Consider the following 19095-nt stretch of genomic DNA (forward strand, 5'->3'; position numbering starts at 1 on the left):
GTTCCTCCGGAATCAGCGGTCAGTTGACGAGTCGGTTGTCGACGAGCTCTATCCAGTGGCGCACGCGCGTGCGGCCCGCGCCGTTCAGGTGAGTCTGGCAGCCGATGTTGGCCGTGACAATCAGGTCCGGCCGTGCGGCTTCGAGCGCGTCGAGCTTGTTGTCGCGCAGTTTGGTGGCGAGTTCGGGCTGCGTCAGCGCATAGGTGCCGGCGGAGCCGCAGCACAGGTGGCCGTCGGCGACATTCGTCAGATCGAAGCCGAGCCGCGTCAGGATGCTCTCCACCGCGCCGCCGAGCCGCTGCGCATGCTGCAGCGTGCACGGGCAATGAACCGCGACGCGACGCTGCGTCGCATCGGCCAGCGCGTCGAGCGGCTCGGCCGCGATCACTTCCGCGAGGTCGCGCGCGAGCGCGCTGACGCGCCGCGCCTTGTCGGCATAGACGGGGTCGGAGCGCAGCAGGTCGCCGTATTCCTTCACGAACGCGCCGCAGCCGCTCGCCGTCAGCACGATCGCTTCCGCGCCGGCCGCGATCGCGGGCCACCATGCATCGATGTTGCGGCGTGCGCGTGCGAGCCCGGCATCCTGCGCGTTCAGGTGATATTCGGTCGCGCCGCAGCAGCCGGCCTCGCGCGCGGGCGTCACGCTGATGCCGAGCCGGTCGAGCACGCGCGCGGCGGCCGCGTTCGTGTTCGGCGACAGCGAAGGCTGCACGCAGCCTTCCAGCATCAGCACGCGCCGGGCGTGGCGCACGGGCGGGCGCGGCATGGCGGCGGGCACGGTGGCCGGGATCTTGTCCTGCAGCGTGCCGGGCAGCAGCGGGCGCAGCGCGCGGCCGGCCTTCAGCAGCGCGGCGAAGGTCGCCGGCCGCGGCACGACGTGACGCAGGCCGGCGCGCAGCAGGCGCTCGCGCGCCGGACGCCGCGCGCGTTTCTCGGCTTCCGCGCGGCCGATGTCGAGCAGCGTGTGATAGCGCACGCCGGACGGACAGGTCGTTTCGCAGTTGCGGCAGGTCAGGCAGCGGTCGAGATGCTGCTGCGTGCGCTCGCCGCACGGTTCGCCTTCGAGCATTTGCTTGATCAGGTAGATGCGTCCGCGCGGCCCGTCGAGCTCGTTGCCGAGCACCTGGTAGGTCGGGCAGGTCGCATTGCAGAAGCCGCAGTGCACGCACGCGCGCAGGATCGCTTCCGCTTCGTCGGCCCGGTCGAGGGCCTTGCTGGCTTCGCTGAGATTGGTTTGCATCGGCGGTTCGAAGTCGGGTTGGCGTCAGACGTCCGCGTACAGGCGGCCGGGATTGAAAATCGCATGCGGATCGAGCTGCGCCTTCAGCTGGCGATGCACGCGCAGCAGCGCGGGCGGCAACGGCTGGAACGGCTCGGACGTCGTGCCGGCCGTGAAGCAGGTCGCGTGGCCGCCCCACTGCGCGGCGAACCGCTGCACGTCGGCCGGTGCGGCGTCGGTTTTCAGCCAGCGCTGCGCGCCGCCCCAGTCGACGAGCACCGCGTCGGCGAGCGGGTCGAGCGGCGCGGCGGCCGGCACCGACACGCGCCACAGCGGGCGGGGATCGTCGAAGAACGGCAGCGACAGGTCGCGCAGCCGCGCCCAGAACCCGTCGTCGCGATCGTCCATGCGCTCGCCGCCGATCGTGTCGCGCGCGGCCTTCACCGAGCCCTCGCCGCCTTCGAGGCGCACGCGCAGCACGCCGTCCGCGTGGCAGGCGCCCGCGAGCGGCAGCCCCGCGCGCCGCCACCCGGCGACGCGTTGCACGGCTTCGCCCGCAGTGAGCGGCAACGCGAGATCGCCGGTCGCGCGCGGCTTCGGCAGCACCTTCAGCGACACCTCCGTCACGACGCCGAGGCAGCCGAAGCTGCCCGCGAGCAGCCGCGACACGTCGTAGCCCGCGACGTTCTTCATCACCTCGCCGCCGAAACGCAGATGTTTCGCGTGGCCGGTGATCACGCGGCAGCCGAGCACAAAGTCGCGCACCGCGCCGGCCCACGGGCGGCGCGGCCCCGATAGCGCGGCCGCGAACATCCCGCCGACGGTGGCCGCGCCGCCGAACGTCGGCGGCTCGCACGGCAGCATCTGGCCCGCCGCGTCGAGCATCGCGTCGAGTTCGGCGAGCGGCGTGCCCGCGCGCGCGGTGATGACGAGTTCGGTCGGGTCGTACGCGACGATGCCGCGATGCGTGCGCACGTCGAGCGTGCGGCCTTCGACGGCGCGGCCGACGAACGCCTTCGTGCCCGCGCCGCGAATGTGCAGCGGCTGGCGATCGTGGATCGCGGCGTCGACCTGGGCGACGAGCGCCGCGCTGTCGTCGATCGATTCGGGTTCGCGTTCGCGTCGCATCAGAAGCGCTCCAGTTCGGGAAACGGCAGCTTGCCGTGATGGACGTGCATCGCGCCGAACTCCGCGCAGCGATGCAGCGTCGGGATGTTCTTGCCGGGATTGAGCAGGCGCCGCGGATCGAACGCGGCCTTCACCGCGTGGAAGAACGTGATTTCGTCGGCGTTGAACTGCACGCACATCTGGTTGATCTTCTCGCGCCCGACGCCGTGTTCGCCGGTGATGCTGCCGCCCACGGCGACGCACAGCTCCAGGATCTTGCCGCCGAGCGCCTCCGCGCGGTCGAGCTCGCCGGGACGGTTCGCGTCGAACAGGATCAGCGGATGCATGTTGCCGTCGCCCGCATGGAACACGTTCGCGACCGGCAGCGCGTATTCGGCCGAGAGCGCGGCGATCCCTTCGAGCACGCGCGGCAGTTCGCGGCGCGGGATCGTGCCGTCCATGCAGTAGTAGTCGGGCGACATGCGGCCGACCGCCGGGAACGCGTTCTTGCGGCCGGCCCAGAAACGCTGACGCTCCGCTTCGTCGCGCGCGACGCGGATTTCCGACGCGCCGGCCTCACGCAGCAGCGCGGCGACGCGTTCGGCGTCTTCGTCGACATCGGTCGCCGCGCCGTCGAGTTCGCACAGCAGGATCGCCTGCGCGTCGACCGGATAGCCCGCGTGGATGAAGTCTTCGGCCGCACGGATCGCGAGGTTGTCCATCATCTCGAGCCCGCCGGGGATCACGCCCGCGCCGATGATCCGCGCGACCGCCGCACCGGCTTCGGCGACGTCGTCGAAGCTCGCCATCAACACCTTCACGCTCGGCGGCTTCGGCAGCAGCTTGACCGTCACCTCGGTGACGATGCCCAGCATCCCCTCCGAGCCGGTGAACAGCGCGAGCAGGTCGAAGCCGGGGGCGTCGAGCGCGTCGGCGCCGAACGTGAGCGTGTCGCCGTCGATCGTCAGGATCTCGACCTTCAGGATGTTGTGCACCGTCAGCCCGTATTTGAGGCAATGCACGCCGCCCGCGTTTTCGGCGACGTTGCCGCCGATCGAGCACGCGATCTGCGACGACGGATCGGGCGCGTAGTAGAGGCCGTGCGGCGCGGCCGCTTGCGAGATCGCGAGGTTGCGCACGCCGGGCTGCACGCGCGCGATGCCGGCATCGGGGTCGATGTCGAGAATCTTGTTGAACTTCGACATGACGAGCAGGAGGCCCTTTTCGAGCGGCATCGCGCCGCCCGACAGGCCCGTGCCCGCGCCCCGCGCGACCACCGGCACGCTGTGCGCGGCCGCGACGCGCAGCACCGCGCGCACCTGCTCGACCGTGTCGGGCAGCACGACCGCGAGCGGCACCGTGCGGTATGCGGCGAGGCCGTCGCATTCGAACGGCTTGAGCGCCTCGCGCTCGTGCAGCACGTCGAGGCCGGGCGCAGCCGCGTGCAGTGCGGCAACGAGTGTGTCGCGGTCGACGGTCGCCAGCGGGCCGTCGATCCGTTCGTCGTAGGTGAAACTCATCGTGTGTCTCCGTCTCCACCCTCTTCATCATGCAGGCGGCCGCGGCATGCGCGGCGCACCGGATGGACGGCATTCTTGGCGGGCGGAGGGGGTATGTCCAGACGTCGCCAGCGTGGTCATACCAGTTTTTCGAGACGTGCCTGTCGAGGGGCATCGATCGAGGGGAAAAACCCAATTCAAACAAGGGATTGTGAGAAAATCAACGACATTCGCCCAAAGTGGTCATACCAGTATGGAAAAGCAGGATCGACAAGCGCCGGCGCGCAATGTCGCCGACGTCGTTGCCGAGCGGATCGAGCAACTGATCGTCGACGGCGTGCTCAAGGCCGGGCAGGCGCTGCCGTCCGAGCGGCGGCTCACCGAGAAGCTCGGCGTGTCGCGCACGGCCGTGCGCGAAGGGATGAAGCTGCTGCGCGCGCGCGGGATCATCGACACGACGCACGGCAAGGGCTCGTTCGTCGCGAGCCTGACCCCGCAGCGCGAGGTTTCGCCGATGATGCATCTGCTCGGCTCGCAGCCGCGCACGCTGTACGACCTGTTCGAAGTGCGCGGGATGCTCGAGACCGAAGCCGCGCGGCTCGCCGCGCTGCGCGGCACGCCCGCCGACTTCATCCTGATCAAGCGCCGATACGAGGAAATGACCGCGGCCGACGCGCAGGATCTCGACCCGGCCGCGCGCGCGAAGCTCGACCATGCGTTCCATCTCGCGATCTGCGAGGCGTCGCACAATCCGGTGCTCGTCAACACGCTGCAGTCGCTGACGGATCTGCTGCTCAGTTCCGTGTTCGCGTCGGTGAACAATCTCTATCACCGCGAGCCGCTGAAAAAGCAGATCGATCGGCAGCATGCGCGGCTCTACAACGCGGTGACCGGGCGGTTGCCCGACCAGGCGCGCAAGGCCGCAAGCGAGCATATCCGGCAGTGCGTCGATTATCTGCGCGAGATCGAAGCGGAGGAGCAGCGGCTCGTGCGCTCGACGCTGCGCCTCGAAGGATGGACCTGAGCCGCTTGAACCGGCGTGGCCGCTGGCGCCGTGACGTGCATCAGGCATATTGCGCTGGTCGCGCGGTCTCATGGATCAATATGTCACAATGTGACCCATTTGATGCGTGGCCCGACACGACCCGTTTCGCCCTTGCGCGACACGCGCCTTCGCGGTTGACCGTGACGCGCCGCCAATCCTTGAAGGAGGACGCTGCATGTCGATTCCGACGCGTGGCGACGGGCCGGAGGCCCGCGCCGTCCAGATCCTGCATCGCCCCGTCTGCGACCTGCTCGGCTGTGCATGGCCGATCGTGCTCGCGGGCATGGGCGGCGTCGCGCGAGCGGAACTCGCGAGTGCGGTGAGCGCCGCCGGCGGGTTCGGTTTTCTCGGGATGGTGCGCGAGCCGGTCGCGCTGATCCGGCGCGAGGTCGAACGGGTGCGCGCGGCCACCGAGCGGCCATTCGGCGTCAACCTGATTCCCGCGTCGACGCCGACCGAATTGCTCAATGCGCAGATCGATGCGTGTATCGAGTTGCGTGTGCCCGTGGTTGCGTTGTTCTGGGATGTGATGCCGGGCGTCGTGCAGCGTCTGCGCGATGCGGGCGTGCGGGTGGTTCATCAGGTGGGCTCGCTCGACGATGCGCGCGCGGCCGAGGCGGCCGGGGCGCAGGCGCTGATCGCTCAGGGGCGCGAGGCTGGCGGCCACGTGCGTGGTGATCGGCCGTTGGCCGAGTTGTTGCCTGAAGTGATTCGCGCGACGCGGTTGCCGGTGCTCGCGGCGGGCGGGATCGTCGACGGCGCCGACGTGGCCGCCGCGATGGCGCTCGGTGCGCAGGGGGCGGTGATGGGTACGGCGTTCATCGCGACGCACGAATCGTTCGCGCATGCGTATCACCAGCAGCGGATCGTCGATGCGCGTGAAGGCGACACGCTGTTGACCGATATCTTTCACATCAACTGGCCGCGCGGCGCGCGGGTGCGCGTGCTGCCGTCGAGTGTCACGCGTGGCGAGCGCGGTGATCCGTTCAGTGATGCGCGCGTGGTGATCGGCGACGAGGAAGGGCGGCCCATTTATCTGTTCAGCACCGACTCGCCGTTGCGTACGATGACCGGTGATTTCGAGGCGATGGCGTTGTATGCGGGCACGGGGGCCGGGCGAATTCGAGCGATCGAGTCGGCCGGCGAGGTGCTGCACCGGATCGTGTGCGATGCGGCGGCGATCGTCGAGACAAGCGCGGCTTCATCGGCTGTTGAGGTGGATGAGGCGCGTGCGGCGTTGCTCACGGCGCTCGATGAATTGCTGGAGGCGGAGCGGGCGGGGGCGCGCGTTGCATCCGAGACTGCGGCAGCGGTTACTGAGGATGCCGAACTCCACCGGCTGATCGCGCATATTCGGCAGGACGAGGCGCACTGGTGCAGCGTGCTGGTCGACGCGATTCGGACGCTCGGTGCAATGCCGACGCGTGCGACCGGTTCATTCTATGAAAAGGCGATGGCGATCGATGATCTGGCCGAGCGGATGGCGTTTCTGAACCGCGGGCAACGCTGGGTCGTGCGCAAACTGCAGACGCTGCTGCCGACGCTGGCCGATCCGGATATTCATCACGCGCTGTCGTTGATGCTGGTCGCGCACGAGAAGAATATCGGCGCGGTGGATGCGCGGTTGAGGGAGAAGGGGGCGGGGAGCGTGTAGGGGAGGGGCAATGAATCGGCCCGCGTCGCTCTGACGCGCGCCGCTGTGGGCAAGCGATGCTGGCGTCAACGACGTTTTTCCCTCGTTTCAGGCGGGATGACGCTATTCGAGGGTTCTCAGTCAAATGCGCCTTCCGGGATCTCAGTCATTGCTTCGTCATACCGAAGCCGCCGAGCTTCTCTTTTACCTCGGCGGCAATTGCGCATAAAAAAGGTTCATCGCGGAATTTCGGGGAACGCCGGGGAGGAACGTCGGTGTTCGGCCACCAAGGGACTGTCGCGACTGCCGTCCCATGACATTCGAACGGCGACTGGTCTCCGCTAAGCGTCATTAAGGCTCGAAAAGATCTGTCTGACCGGCAGGGTCCGGCTGCCCGCAGAGATTAGGCTGGCTTTCGGCGAGCCGAATTAGCGTTGCTGCGTGCCGGACTGATTCGCAGCCTGGCGCTGCGAGGCCATTTGTTCCGCTTGCAATCGGGCTTCAGCCTTCTGCAGCCGCGCCGGGTACTCTACATCGTCAGGGATGGGGTTGTAGCCGGCGCGTTCAAGGTTGGTGAGTTCGGCACGCACTTGTGCGCGCGTGAGCGGCGCGACAGTCTGGGCGAACGAAGCAACGGAAATGAGGCAAGCAAGGCAAGTGCAGCCGCCACGAAAATCTGTTTCATCACATACCTATTTTTTTGGCGTCGGTTCATCTGAAGTACTGCTAGAAGCGTCAAAGTATATGCGCCAAAATCTAAGTATTTACCCGTATTCTAACAACAGTACATTGCGAAGCGCACAATTCTCGCGCCTGACAGTCCTCAAATGGAGCGCAGGAAGGCAGCAGACACGCCCAGCCGAAGGTCCGAAGAAAGGTTGCGCGACCGCGCGATCTCCTTGGTGAGCTGCATCACCGTGCGGCACGCCAGCGTCAGTTCGCCGTGGGGCGACATGGCCAGCGCAATGAAGCGCGACACGGTCGGCTCAACCACCATTGACGCCTGCAACCGACATTCCTTTTCAAGATTGGCAATCGCGTAAGGTCCGAGCAATGCGTAGATGCCGCCGTCTGCCACGATGTGTCCCTGCAGACTCAACGAGTCGGCTTCTGCCGCGAAATTCAGGCAGACCCGGTGTTCCCCCGCGATTTGTTCGAGCCGATCGCGCCAGCTATTGGGGCGACAGAAAAAGACGAGGGGAATTCCGTCGAGCCTGGAAAAAGCAACCGTGGAGTCTTTGGTCAAAGGATCGCCTTCCGCGCCGACCAGGTAGGTCGCCGCCTCGACCAGATACTCGTCCCCGTTTTTCGGCGTCGGGCTATTTCGGAAAAGGATCGCAAGGTCAACACTTCCGTTTTCCAACCACGTATCCAACACCGCCCCTTGGCCCTCTCGCACCTGCAACTGCACCAAGGGAAAGCGCTCTCGAAGACGATGGTACAAGGTGCTGACCAGCGGATGAGCGGTGGACGGCAAGATTCCGAGTCTGACCACGCCGATTGGCTCACTCGCCGAACTGCGGATGTCGTTGGACAACTGCTCCGTGCTGGCAAGCCACGTCCTGACGCGCGGCGCAATCCGCGCTCCCAAATCGGTCAACACCACGCCGCGCCCTGTGCGTTGAAACAAACGACCGCCGCAGTACTGCTCAAGCTCGACGATCTGACGACTGATATGCGGCTGGCTGGTCCCGTATGCCACGGCCGCCTTGCTCAAGCTGCCGAGTTCCGCCGCGTCGATAAACAGCTTCCAAGCCGCGTAGTCCACTGCCAAGCCTCAATAAGATATGTCAAATAAGTATAGCTGAAATGTGCGATTAGGCAGTTCCCGCATAAATCGGTCATCCCTACACTGCAACGCATGCACCGTTGTTCCAGCTTGATGCGAAACGAGCAGCGGGCTCTCCTCTCGGAAAGAGGAGTGGAAAAGCTCACATTTGGAGACGTTATGAAAGCGATCGATCTGCGCGGTTTGGTCCCGGCACCCGTTACCCCCTTCACCCGCGATGGAGCGGTGGACCACGCAGCAATTCAACGACTGGGTTCCTGGCTCGGCAGCATCGAAGGCGTTAAAGGTCTGACGGTGCTCGGCCACGCTGGCGAAGGCACGTTCATGACGCAGAAAGAACAGGCCCAAGTCATTGAAAGCTTCGTGAAGTCCGTCGATGGCAAGATCCCGGTCATCGCCGGTATCACGCTCGAAGGTACGCAAGTCGCCGTGGACGAAGCGAAGCGCGCTGTCGAGGCGGGCGCGTCGGCCGGTCTGGTGTATCCGTCGCACGGCTGGCTGCGCTTCGGCTACCAGAAGGGTGCACCGCAAGACCGCTACCGTGCGATCTACGAAGGCAGCGGCCTGCCGCTCATCCTGTTCCAGTACCCGGATGCCACCAAGGCGACCTACAACCTCGAAACGCAGCTGGAAATCGCCGCACAACCGGGCGTCTTTGCGATGAAAAACGGCGTGCGCAATATGCGTCGCTGGGACGTTGAGATCCCCATCATCCGCCGCGAGCGCCCGGACCTGCAAATCCTGACCTGCCACGACGAGTATCTGCTCCACACGATGTTCGACGTCGACGGCGCGCTCGTCGGCTACGGCGGACTGGCTCCCGAGCCGCTCATCGAACTGATCAAGGCAGGCAAGGCGAAAGACTATCAGGCCGCGCGCGCGATCCATGATCGCCTGTTGCCGGTGACGCGCAACGTGTACCACCGTGGCTCGCACATGGAAGGCACCGTGGCACTCAAGCACGGTCTCGTGGCGCGCGGCATCCTCGAGCACGCCACGGTGCGTTCGCCGTTGCTGCCGCTCGCAGAAGGCGCGGACGTTGAAATCGCAGACGCGCTTCGTTCGGCAGGCCTCGTTGACTGACGCAGGCGCGGCGCATTCATAGCCGTTATGACGCTAGCGAAGCGCCGCCCCGCTTCGCTATCAGCGCTGAGCACCAACAGCGACCCGCGAGACTCATTTCGCTCGTCGCCATAACAGGATCGGGAAACGACCGCAAAAAGCACCGACTTCGCGAAAAAACACGAAAGGAACGCGAACGGTGCTTCAAAACAAGAAGAAAACCGAAGGCCCATAAAATGCAGCTATTCAGGAGACAGCATGAATACCCCTTCGACCGCCTACGGCGTCGGCCCTGGTCAATCCCTGAGCGAAACGCGTCCCGTGAGCGAGCAACTGCGTGCTGCGAACCTGCTGTTCCGCATCGAAAACGTGCCGTTCTGCAAGTGGCACACCAAAGCACGTATCGTCATGGGCAGCGCGACGCTCTTTGACGCATTCGACGCACTTTCGCTTGCTTTTGTCCTGCCTGTACTGCTGGGGCTTTGGCATCTTTCTCCGGGCCAGATCGGCGTGCTGATCGCCTCCGGCTATCTTGGCCAGGTCGTAGGCGCGTTGGTCTTCGGTTGGCTTGCCGAGCGCTTGGGGCGTGTGCCGAGCGCCACAATCACTGTGGGCGTCATGTCAGCCATGAGCGTGGTATGCGCCTTCGCCGGCAGCTTCCATATGCTGTTTCTGATGCGCTTCCTGCAGGGCATCGGCGTGGGAGGAGAAGTGCCCGTGGCCGCCACGTACATCAACGAGCTGTCTCAAGCGCATGGCCGGGGGCGTTTCTTCATTCTGTACGAACTCATTTTCCCGTTGGGTCTGCTCGCGGCAGCGCAGCTCGGTGCGTTCATTGTCCCCACCTTCGGTTGGGAATATATGTTCCTGATCGGGGGGATTCCTGGCATCGTCGTAGCGATCCTGATCGCACGCCTTCCGGAATCGCCGCGGTGGCTCATATCACGTGGTCGTTTCGATAAAGCTGAACGCATCATCGAGCGGCTAGAGTCAAGCACGACGAAGCGCAACCTTGATACGCAGACGCAGAAGGCCGAGGTCGACGAGCGCGTGGTGGGCCTGCTGAACGGTCTCCAGTCCAGGCAGAAAGGAACTTGGAAAGAACTCTTCTCGCCGTTTTACCGAGGACGCACCATCGTCGTGTGGTTACTTTGGGCGAGTTCCTATTTCGTGGCCAATGGCATCAACAACTGGCTGCCAAGCCTCTACAAGACGGTCTACCATCTGTCGCTGCAAGAGTCGCTTCATATGGCGTCCATCTCGAACGTCCTGAGCACATGCGGGGTGCTTGCTTGCGCGTTGCTGATTGATCGGGTAGGGCGCCGCCGCTGGGCCATGGCCTGCTTCATCGTCAGTGGAATCCTGCTCGCCACTCTGGGCATTCATGGCGCAGGCAGCGCATGGTCCGTGATGTTCCTGGGTTCGTCGGCCTACGCTGTGATGGCGACCACGACTGTACTTCTGTACCTGTACACCCCTGAAATCTATCCGACCCGCATGCGTGCGATCGGTACTGGTCTCGCAACGTCCTGGCTGCGAGCCGCTTCTGCTGCCGCGCCCGCGATCGTCGGCGTCGTATTGACCGGGAAAGGCATCGCTGCGGTATTCATCATGTTTGCCGTGGTCAGTGTTGTGGGCTTCTTCGTCGCCACACGAATGGTGGAGACGACCAATCGCGCGCTCGAAGAGATTTCCCCGTAACCACTTGCATCATGACGGCTCCTTCTCCTGGGATGACTCAGGGGAAGGAGCCCCCTCACTCGTCACACCGTTAGCTTCAGCGACATGCTAGCAAGAAGCGTCATTGCTTCAAAGGCTATCCATCAGTACTACTACGGGATGCCACAAGAAGAAGTCGTTCACAAGAATATGAATGGAGACAACCGAAATGGAAAAGACAAATCGGGTCAAGGTCCGGCTTCGTGCGCGGAAAGTTGTAGGTACGCTTGGGATGACGGCAATTTTCGGTTCAGCTCTGGCATTGACGCCTGACGATGCACACGCAGATAGCGGCTCGCAGGTCCAGCTTTATGGGCTCGTTGGTACCTACGTCGGGAGTGTCAAACGTAGCGACACGCCTCAGTCTGCGGTACTGATGGGGAGCGGAGGACTGACCACTTCGTTCTGGGGCGTCCGCGGCAAGGAAGACCTCGGCGGCGGCCTCAGCGCCATCTTTGCCCTTGAGAGCTTTTTCCAGCCGCAAAACGGCGCGCAGGGCCGCAACGCGACAGACCCGTTCTGGTCGCGCAATGCCTACGTGGGCTTTAACGGGGATTTCGGCCAGGTGACCTTCGGGCGGCAGCGGAACCCGACCTATACAGCAGAATCCCTCGTCAATCCATTCGGATCATCAGTCGTCTTTTCACCGCTCGTCGTCCAGACGTTCGTGGCCAATTATGGCGGCACGATCATCGGCGACACGGTGTGGAATAACACCGCCAAATACACGACCCCAAACTTCAAGGGTTTCGGCGCGACAGTCATCTACGGCCTTGGCGGCGTTGCGGGTTCGCCTGGCATCGGTAACCTCGGGGTTCACTTGACTTATCAAGGGCACGGTCTCACGGCCGTGCTGTCCGGCCAGCGCGTGCGGTATACCGCAGCAGGGCCGCTCGGCGCGCAGTACGCATATCTCGCGGGTGCAGCCTACGACTTCAAGCTCGTGACGCTCTACGGGGCCTGGGCGATGACAAGTGACGTGAGTACGCCGACAGGCAGCCACACGTACGAAGCAGGGTTGTCGATCCCTTTCTCACCGGCCGACTTCCTGCTTGCAGAGTGGGCACGTACGCAACGGTCCGGACCTACTCATGCGACCAACAGCTTTCGCAACACCGCCTCTCTCGGTTACGACCACCTGCTCTCCAAACGGACGGACATTTACGCGATTTACACTTACGACAAGCTGAGCGCCCGTCCCACCGGCAATACGTTTGCGGTCGGCGTTCGTCATACGTTCTAACTCCGAACCCAGTCTGCATTACCCGCAAGATTGGACTCAGCGCACCATTCCACCCGGTCCGTGAGACGTTCGGGAGGAGAGAGCCGCTTTGATGAGCCTGCTCTGGGATGCGGTGTGCTTGGTGCGCACCAACTCTGCCGGCCAATGCCGCTTGTACTCTCGAAAGCGGCCGTTTTCATTACGTGAGCCTGAACGGCAACTCCGGGTCGGCAAGCGACGTCCACGGAAATCCACGAAGAACCATAAAAAAGCCCGCCGAAGCGGGCAATCCTCTCGATGAAGAGGGGGAGATCCGAATCCGCGATCGGCGGTCAGGGCGCGTTCACCCTTTGGTCGCCCCGAACGTCAGCCCCGCGACGAAATGCTTCTGCATCGCGAAGAACATCGCGACCGACGGCAACGCAGCGAGAATCGACCCGGCCGAGACAAGGTTCCACGACGTCGTCCATTGCCCCTTCAGCGCCGCGACCCCCGCCGTGATCGGCGCGGCCTCGTCGCCTTGCGTGAGACACAGCGCCCAGAAGTAATCGTTCCACACGAACGTGAACACGAGAATCGCAAGCGCGGCCAACGCCGGCCGGATCAACGGCAACACGATCCGCCAGAACACCGTCCACTCGCCGGCCCCTTCGATCCGTGCCGCCTCGATCAGCTCGAACGGCAACTGCTTGATGAAATTCCGCAGAAACAGCGTGCAGAACCCCGTCTGAAACGCGACGTGAAAGAGAATCAACGCCTCGACCGTATTGAATACTCCAAGCCTGAGCGACAAATCACGCACGGGAATCATCAACACCTGCACGGGCACGAAATTCCCCGCGACGAACGTCCCGAACAACGCGGTATTCCCGCGAAACCGGTAAGTCGCCAGCGCGAACCCGGCCATCGCGGCAAGCGCGATCGACCCGAGCACCGACGGCACCGTGATCTGCACGCTGTTCCAGAAGTAATGCAGCATCGGCGACGTGGTCAGCGCGTCGCGATAGTTCTCGATCATCGAGAAGTGCCGCGGCCAGCCCCAGTAGTGACCTTCGACCAGTTCCTCGGTCGAGCGCACCGACGTGACGAACACCGCGATCATCGGCAGCAGCCAGATCAGCAGCGCAACGGGCAGCGACAACTTGTACAGCCTGCGCGAGACAGGCTTCCATTGAGCAACGGGAGTCGGAAACATGATGGCCACCGGTCAGGTTATTGCTCGTTGCGCAGCATGCGGCGCAACTGGAACACGATGTAGACGAGCATGATCGCGAACAGCACGACCGCGATCGACGCGGAATAGCCGAGCCGGTAGTACTTGATCGCCTGGTCGTACATGTAATACGCGAGCACGGTCGAGCTCTCGAACGGGCCGCCGCTCGTCATCACCGAGATCAGGTCGAAGCTGCGCAACGCGCCGATCACCGTGACGACGATCGCCATGAACGTGGTCGGCCGCAACTGCGGCAGCACCACGTGCCACAACAGCGCGAAGCCGCGCGCGCCTTCCATCCGCGCGGCTTCGATCTGCTCCGGGTTCACCGACGTGAGGCCGGTGAGGTACAGGATCATGCAGTACGCGGTTTGCGGCCACAGCGCGGCGAACACGATGCCGAACGTCGCATAGCGCGCATCGCCGAGCACCGGGATGCCGTGTCCGGCGATCAGCGCGAGCAGCCCGAAGGTCGGATCGTAGAACCACGAGAAGATCAGGCCGACGACCACGCCGGACAACACGAACGGTGCGAAGAACAGCGACTTCACGAGCCGGATGCCGGCGACCGCCTGGTTCAGGTACAGCGCGAGCGCGAGGCCGAGCGGCGGCGCGAGCATGAACAGCGCGAGCCAGATCACGTTGTTGCGCAGCGCGGTGTAGAACGTCGGCGCGTGCAGCAGCTCGGCGTAGTTCGCGAGACCAACGAACGTGCGCTCGGTCATCCCGTCCCAGTTGCAGAGGCTCAGCCACAGCGTGGACAGGATCGGCCAGACCACATAGACGGCAACCATTGCGCACGCGGGCGCCAGAAAGAACCACGCGGCGCGCCGTTGCCGCCGCGCGGTTGGCGACGGCCGGCGCGCGCGCAGTGCGGCGGGCGACCTGCCGGCCGGCGGCGCGGCAGGCGTTTCGACGGGTCTGGACGTGATCGGACTGGACACGGCAAGCCTCCTGGGCGGACGCGGCGGCACTGTGCCGCCGCAGGGGTCACGCGGTTACTTCTTGTAGATCCGCTTGCGGGTCTGCTCGAGCTGCGCGAGCACGGTATCGAGCTGCGCGGGATTGGCAAGGAACTGCTGCATCCCCTTCATCCCTTCGTCGGCCATTTCCTTCGTCATGTCGCGGTCGTAGAACTGCGCGACGCCGCCCCGCGTGTCGGCGAGGATCCGGAAGCCGATCCGCGAGATCGGATCGGCCGGCTCCGGCGACTTGCTGTTGGCCGACAGCGAGCCGAGCCCTTCCGCGAGCTTCGCGCCCATTTCAGGCGTTTCGACGAACGCGAGGAACGTGTGCGCGTCGGCCTTGTTCTTCGCCTTGGTCGGGATGTGCAGCGATTCGACCGGGCCATCCTCGGCGGTCGGCACCTTCGGGTCGATGATCGGGAAGCGGTAATAGCCCATTTCCTGCTTCACGTTCGGCGGAAAGCCCGCGGCGATGAAGGTGCCCATCAGCATCATCGCGGCCTTGCCCTGGAACAGGAACGGCTGCGCGCCGTCGAGATCGTAGGACAGCGCGTTGTCGATGAAATAACCCGAATCGATCAGCGATTTCCACGTCGTGTAGACCTTCTTCACGCGCGGGTCGGTGTACGGCACGTCGCCGGCCATCAACTGCTGGTGGAACGCATTGCCGTTCAGGCGCAGGTCGAGATAGTCGAACCAGCCGGCGAGGGTCCATGCGTCGCGGCCGCCGACCGCGATCGGCGTGATGCCGGCCGCCTTCAGCTTCTTGCACGCATCGAGAAACTGGTCCCACGTCTTCGGCTCGTCGGCGATGCCGACCTTGCGGAACAGGTCCTTGCGGTAGAACAGCCCCCACGAGTAATAGACGGTCGGCGCCGCGTACTGCTTGCCGTTGTACGACGATGCGTCGCGCGTCGACGCGTACATCGCGCCCCAGCCGTTCTTCGCCCAGTCGCCGCTCAGGTCCTCGAACAGCCCGCGCTTCGCGTAGTACGCCATCCGCTCGCCCGCGTGCCAGTTCACGACGTCGGGTGCGACGGTCGTGAGCCACGCGGGAAGCTGCACCTTGTACGCTTCCTCGTCGACGAAGGTGGGCTTCACCTCGATGTCAGGATGGGCCTTGTGGAACGCCTCGAGCGTCGACTGCCAGACCGCACGCTGGCTGGCGCCCTTGAACGCGATGTTGATCGTCAGCGTGCCGGCATCGGCGGGCGCCGTCGTGCCGAGCGATGCCAGTGCGACAGCGGCGGCCGTGGCGAGCCGGGTGGCGACGCGAAGGGGGCGATGTGTCATACGTGTCTCCTGTTCTGGGTGTCGTTGTGCGTCACCGGCGCATCGTGACGCCGGTGACGGTTGTTACGAACGGCTTCGATACGCGGCCACGTCCTGCGGCCCAACGTGCGCCGTGCCGAGCACGAACGCGGACGGCGGCACCGCGTCGATCGTGTGCGGCGCGTCGCCATAGTTGAAAACGTAGGTCAGGCCGCCGCGCCGGCTCACGCGCACGCCGTCGCCGAGCGGCGTCGGTGTCAGGCCGGCTTCGGCCGCGACATCGGCGAACAGCCGGACGGTGGTCGCATCGTCGAACAGCGCGGCCCAGTAGTGCAGCGTGCCGTGCGACACGCAGGCCGGATGGCCGTCGGCGAAGCGCGCACGCACGACGCTGCGTGCGTCGTCGTGAAGCTCGACGAAGTCACGCCAGTGGCGTGCCTCGCCAGCGAGCGGCGAGCCGTCGCGCAGCGTGCCGTCGATCCGCTCGGTCACGTTCGGCCGCAGCGATTCGACGCGCCATACGCGCATTGGCAGGATCGAGGCGAGCGGGCCGGGCGGCAGCGTCGGCGGAATCTGCAGGTCGATGGTCTTCGAACCGGTGCGCGGGCCGAACACCGCGTGCGCGCCCGACGCGGCGAGCCGCGCCGCGAAGTCGTCCGGCACGATCGGCAGCGGCGGCACGACGACAAGCCGGTAGCCGTCGAGCGGGGCGTGTGCCGACACGATGTCGACATCGAGGCCGAGCGAGCGCAGCGCCGAGTAGTACTCGAATGCGAAACGCGGGTAGTGGAAATCGGCGCCTTGCGGCTGCACTTCGAGCAGCCACTTCGCTTCGTAGTCGAACACGAGCGCGACGGGCGCACGCACGGCCCCGTTCGCATCGGCATCCGCGCCGGCGCCGAGCACCGCGGCGATTTCATGCGCGACCCGTTGCGCCTCGCGGCCGCCTTCGTCGAGCTTGTCGTCGGGCGTGTGCAGGCCCGCGTGCATCTGCTCCTGCGCGAACGGCGCCTGGCGCCAGCGGAAGTACGACACGCAGCCGGCGCCGTGCGCGAACGCCTCCCAGCTCCACAGGCGCACCATGCCCGGCAGCGGCGCGGGGTTCCAATGCGCCCAGTTCACGGGCCCCGGTTGCTGCTCCATCACCCAGAACGGCAGCTTCGACATGCCGCGATAGAGGTCGTGATTGAACGACGCGAAATCCGGGTGGCCGGTGCGCAGCCAGCGCGCCTTCACGTCGGGCGCGAACCATTGCTCCTCGAGCGCGCCGAGCGGGTAGCTGTCCCACGTCGCGACGTCGAGGTCGCGCGCGACTTCGTAGTGGTCGAACTCGGTGAAGAGCTGCATGAAGTTGTGCGCGACGGCGCGGCCCGGCGAATGCGCGCGGATCACGTCGACCTGCATCCGGTGATAGCGTGCGACTTCGTCCGACGCGAAGCGCCGGTAGTCGAGGCGGTGCGACGGATGCGCTTCGGTCACGGTGCCGACCGGCGCGTCGACTTCGTCGAAGTGGCGATACTCCATGCTCCAGAACACGGTGCCCCACGCGCGGTTCAGCGCGTCGATCGTCCCGTAGCGCGCCTTCAGCCATTCGCGGAAGCGCAGGAGCGCGGCCGGCGAGTAGCTGACGACCGTCTGGTGGCAGCCGAGTTCGTTGTCGGTCTGCCAGTAGCGCACGGCCGGATGGCGGCCGTAGCGTTCGGCCACCGCGGTGCAGATCCGGCGCGACGCTTCCAGATAGGTCGGCGACGAGAAGTCGTAATGGCGGCGCGAGCCGAACTTGCGCGGCAGGCCGTCCGCGCCGATCGCGAGGATCTCGGGATGACGGTCGACGAGCCACTTCGGCGGCGTCGCGGTGGGCGTGCACATCACGATCTCGAGCCCGGCCGCGCCGAGCACGTCGACCGCGCGATCGAGCCAGCCCCAGTCGAATTCGCCGGGCGACGGCTCGATGCGGCTCCACGCGAATTCGGCGATCCGCACCTGCGCGATGCCGAGTGCCTTCATCCGGCGGGCGTCGCCGTCCCACATCGATTCCGGCCAGTGTTCCGGGTAGTAACAGACTCCGAGGCGCATGCCCGATCCTTATGCGTAGTGGTGGACGGGAAGTTCGGCGCACGCGGGCACCGCGCGGCCGTCTTCGGTGAAGAGATGGCAGGCCGCGGCCGGCGCATGCGCGTGCACGCGCTCGCCGCTGCGCACGGCCGCGTCGCCGGGCACTTTCGCGATCAGCGGCGTGCCGCCGGGCTGATCGAGGTGCACGTAGGTCTGCTCGCCGAGACGTTCGACGAGCACGACGTCGCGCGCGAGCGTCGTCGCGTCGAGCGCGGCGCCGAGCGTCAGATGTTCGGGGCGGATGCCGAGCGTGACGGCGGCACCGGGCGCGAGCGCGGCGCCGTCGCGCGGCAGCGTGAAGGTTTCGCCGGACGGCACGACGGTGACGGTCGTGCGCCGCGCGTCGCATGCGGCGACGACGGCCGGCAGGAAGTTCATTCGCGGCGAGCCGATGAAGCCGGCGACGAAGCGGCTCACCGGATGGTGATAGAGCTCGAGCGGCGCGCCGACCTGGGCGATGCTGCCGTGCCGCGCGGTGTCCGCGCCGGCATGCAGCAGCACGATCTTGTCGGCGAGCGTCATCGCTTCGGTCTGGTCGTGCGTCACGTACACGACGCTCGCGTGCTCGAACTGCCGGTGCAGTTTCGCGATCTCGACGCGGGTCTGACCGCGCAGCGCCGCGTCGAGGTTCGACAGCGGCTCGTCGAACAGGAACACGCCGGGCTCGCGCACGATTGCACGGCCGATCGCGACGCGCTGCCGCTGCCCGCCCGACAGCGCCTTCGGCTTGCGCTCGAGCAGCGTATCGAGCTGCAGGATCCGCGCGGCGTCGCGCACCTTCCGGTCGATCTCGGTCTTCGGCACGCGCGCGAGCTTCAGCCCGAATGCCATGTTCTCGTAGACCGTCATGTGCGGAAACAGCGCGTAGCTCTGGAACACCATCGCGACGCCGCGTTCGGCGGCCGGCACGTCGTCGACGCGGCGGCCGTCGATCGAGAGCTCGCCGTCGCTCAGGTCCTCGAGGCCCGCGATCATCCGCAGCAGGGTCGACTTGCCGCAGCCAGACGGACCGAGGAACACGCAGAACTCGTGCGCGCCGATCTCCAGATCGACGTCGCGAATGACCGGCGCGTGCTCGCCATAGGCTTTCTGCACGCGCCGCATCGAGATGCTCGCCATTGTCTCCGCTCCATGTTTTAATGCGCTTTCATCGATGCTTAAGCGCTTAATCATCGCGATCAAAAAAAGAGCCGATAGCGATCGCGGCCGAGTCGCGCCCGTTACGGGGGCGGCAA

15 protein-coding genes are annotated in these 19095 nt (G+C 65.4%); 5 read left to right on the forward strand and 10 right to left on the reverse strand.

What is annotated here, in order from left to right; all coding sequences use genetic code 11:
- Positions 1–19 precede the first annotated feature (19 nt).
- From glcF to glcD, 3 genes are read right to left on the reverse strand one after another with little or no spacing between them, the layout of a single operon-like run.
- Positions 20–1240 (reverse strand): glycolate oxidase subunit GlcF, encoded by a 1221-nt coding sequence (gene glcF / locus BTE28158_RS22820; protein WP_124629533.1) that lies wholly within the window; start codon positions 1238–1240, stop codon positions 20–22.
- A gap of 24 nt (positions 1241–1264) precedes the next feature.
- Positions 1265–2347, reverse strand: a complete 1083-nt coding sequence (glcE, locus tag BTE28158_RS22825) for a glycolate oxidase subunit GlcE (protein WP_174920097.1) — start codon at positions 2345–2347, stop codon at positions 1265–1267.
- Positions 2347–3846, reverse strand: a complete 1500-nt coding sequence (glcD, locus tag BTE28158_RS22830) for a glycolate oxidase subunit GlcD (RefSeq protein ID WP_151049226.1) — start codon at positions 3844–3846, stop codon at positions 2347–2349. Before glcD ends, glcE begins: the two co-directional genes overlap by 1 nt.
- Before the next feature lie 232 nt (positions 3847–4078).
- Here glcD and glcC point away from each other — a divergent pair, with 232 nt between their 5' ends.
- Entirely contained in the window at positions 4079–4849 is a 771-nt protein-coding gene (glcC, locus tag BTE28158_RS22835) for a transcriptional regulator GlcC (RefSeq protein WP_059604673.1), read from the forward strand.
- Positions 4850–5045: 196 nt separating this feature from the next.
- Complete coding sequence (locus BTE28158_RS22840) at positions 5046–6524, forward strand: nitronate monooxygenase (protein WP_151049225.1); 1479 nt, start codon at positions 5046–5048, stop codon at positions 6522–6524.
- A 407-nt stretch (positions 6525–6931) separates the two neighbouring features.
- Here the strand turns inward: BTE28158_RS22840 and BTE28158_RS22845 are convergent, their stop codons facing one another.
- Positions 6932–7093, reverse strand: a complete 162-nt coding sequence (locus BTE28158_RS22845; protein WP_244108024.1) for a hypothetical protein — start codon at positions 7091–7093, stop codon at positions 6932–6934.
- A gap of 233 nt (positions 7094–7326) precedes the next feature.
- Complete coding sequence (locus BTE28158_RS22850; RefSeq protein WP_151049223.1) at positions 7327–8271, reverse strand: LysR family transcriptional regulator; 945 nt, start codon at positions 8269–8271, stop codon at positions 7327–7329.
- Between the two features lie 180 nt (positions 8272–8451).
- On the opposite strand from BTE28158_RS22850, the gene BTE28158_RS22855 reads away from it, so the two are divergent.
- The 3 genes from BTE28158_RS22855 (at position 8452) to BTE28158_RS22865 (ending at position 12316) form a co-directional block, all read left to right on the forward strand.
- Positions 8452–9375: a dihydrodipicolinate synthase family protein gene (locus BTE28158_RS22855; RefSeq protein WP_151049221.1), complete on the forward strand. Its 924-nt coding sequence runs from the start codon at positions 8452–8454 to the stop codon at positions 9373–9375.
- Positions 9376–9612: 237 nt separating this feature from the next.
- Positions 9613–11055: an MFS transporter gene (locus tag BTE28158_RS22860; protein WP_151049219.1), complete on the forward strand. Its 1443-nt coding sequence runs from the start codon at positions 9613–9615 to the stop codon at positions 11053–11055.
- A 187-nt stretch (positions 11056–11242) separates the two neighbouring features.
- Positions 11243–12316 carry a porin gene (locus BTE28158_RS22865; RefSeq protein ID WP_151049217.1) on the forward strand — a complete coding sequence of 358 codons (1074 nt, stop codon included), beginning with the start codon at positions 11243–11245 and terminating at the stop codon, positions 12314–12316.
- Between the two features lie 322 nt (positions 12317–12638).
- On the opposite strand, the gene BTE28158_RS22870 is transcribed toward BTE28158_RS22865, so the two are convergent.
- From BTE28158_RS22870 to BTE28158_RS22890, 5 genes are all read right to left on the reverse strand, one after another.
- Complete coding sequence (locus BTE28158_RS22870; protein WP_059604691.1) at positions 12639–13490, reverse strand: carbohydrate ABC transporter permease; 852 nt, start codon at positions 13488–13490, stop codon at positions 12639–12641.
- 17 nt (positions 13491–13507) lie between these two features.
- Positions 13508–14452 (reverse strand): carbohydrate ABC transporter permease, encoded by a 945-nt coding sequence (locus BTE28158_RS22875; protein ID WP_151049215.1) that lies wholly within the window; start codon positions 14450–14452, stop codon positions 13508–13510.
- A 54-nt stretch (positions 14453–14506) separates the two neighbouring features.
- A complete protein-coding gene (locus BTE28158_RS22880; protein WP_059604697.1) occupies positions 14507–15766 on the reverse strand; it encodes an ABC transporter substrate-binding protein in 1260 nt (419 codons plus the stop codon).
- Positions 15767–15829: 63 nt separating this feature from the next.
- On the reverse strand, positions 15830–17821 hold the full coding sequence (locus BTE28158_RS22885; RefSeq protein ID WP_151049213.1) for a beta-galactosidase: 1992 nt from the start codon (positions 17819–17821) through the stop codon (positions 15830–15832).
- Between the two features lie 9 nt (positions 17822–17830).
- A complete protein-coding gene (locus BTE28158_RS22890; protein ID WP_151049211.1) occupies positions 17831–18979 on the reverse strand; it encodes an ABC transporter ATP-binding protein in 1149 nt (382 codons plus the stop codon).
- Between the last annotated feature and the right edge of the window lie 116 nt (positions 18980–19095).

Origin of the sequence: Burkholderia diffusa, from assembly GCF_902499115.1 — a bacterium.
Lineage (GTDB): Bacteria > Pseudomonadota > Gammaproteobacteria > Burkholderiales > Burkholderiaceae > Burkholderia > Burkholderia diffusa.

What these genes read in the sequence shown, in the direction of transcription:
- BTE28158_RS22860 (WP_151049219.1), top strand. Translation starts at nt 9,613, where the DNA reads ATGAATACCCCTTCGACCGCCTACGGCGTCGGCCCTGGTCAATCCCTG.
- BTE28158_RS22840 (WP_151049225.1), top strand. Translation starts at nt 5,046, where the DNA reads ATGTCGATTCCGACGCGTGGCGACGGGCCGGAGGCCCGCGCCGTCCAG.
- glcC (WP_059604673.1), top strand. Translation starts at nt 4,079, where the DNA reads ATGGAAAAGCAGGATCGACAAGCGCCGGCGCGCAATGTCGCCGACGTC.
- glcF (WP_124629533.1), bottom strand. Translation starts at nt 1,240, where the DNA reads ATGCAAACCAATCTCAGCGAAGCCAGCAAGGCCCTCGACCGGGCCGAC.
- BTE28158_RS22865 (WP_151049217.1), top strand. Translation starts at nt 11,243, where the DNA reads ATGGAAAAGACAAATCGGGTCAAGGTCCGGCTTCGTGCGCGGAAAGTT.
- BTE28158_RS22885 (WP_151049213.1), bottom strand. Translation starts at nt 17,821, where the DNA reads ATGCGCCTCGGAGTCTGTTACTACCCGGAACACTGGCCGGAATCGATG.
- BTE28158_RS22855 (WP_151049221.1), top strand. Translation starts at nt 8,452, where the DNA reads ATGAAAGCGATCGATCTGCGCGGTTTGGTCCCGGCACCCGTTACCCCC.
- glcD (WP_151049226.1), bottom strand. Translation starts at nt 3,846, where the DNA reads ATGAGTTTCACCTACGACGAACGGATCGACGGCCCGCTGGCGACCGTC.
- glcE (WP_174920097.1), bottom strand. Translation starts at nt 2,347, where the DNA reads ATGCGACGCGAACGCGAACCCGAATCGATCGACGACAGCGCGGCGCTC.
- BTE28158_RS22890 (WP_151049211.1), bottom strand. Translation starts at nt 18,979, where the DNA reads ATGGCGAGCATCTCGATGCGGCGCGTGCAGAAAGCCTATGGCGAGCAC.
- BTE28158_RS22880 (WP_059604697.1), bottom strand. Translation starts at nt 15,766, where the DNA reads ATGACACATCGCCCCCTTCGCGTCGCCACCCGGCTCGCCACGGCCGCC.
- BTE28158_RS22870 (WP_059604691.1), bottom strand. Translation starts at nt 13,490, where the DNA reads ATGTTTCCGACTCCCGTTGCTCAATGGAAGCCTGTCTCGCGCAGGCTG.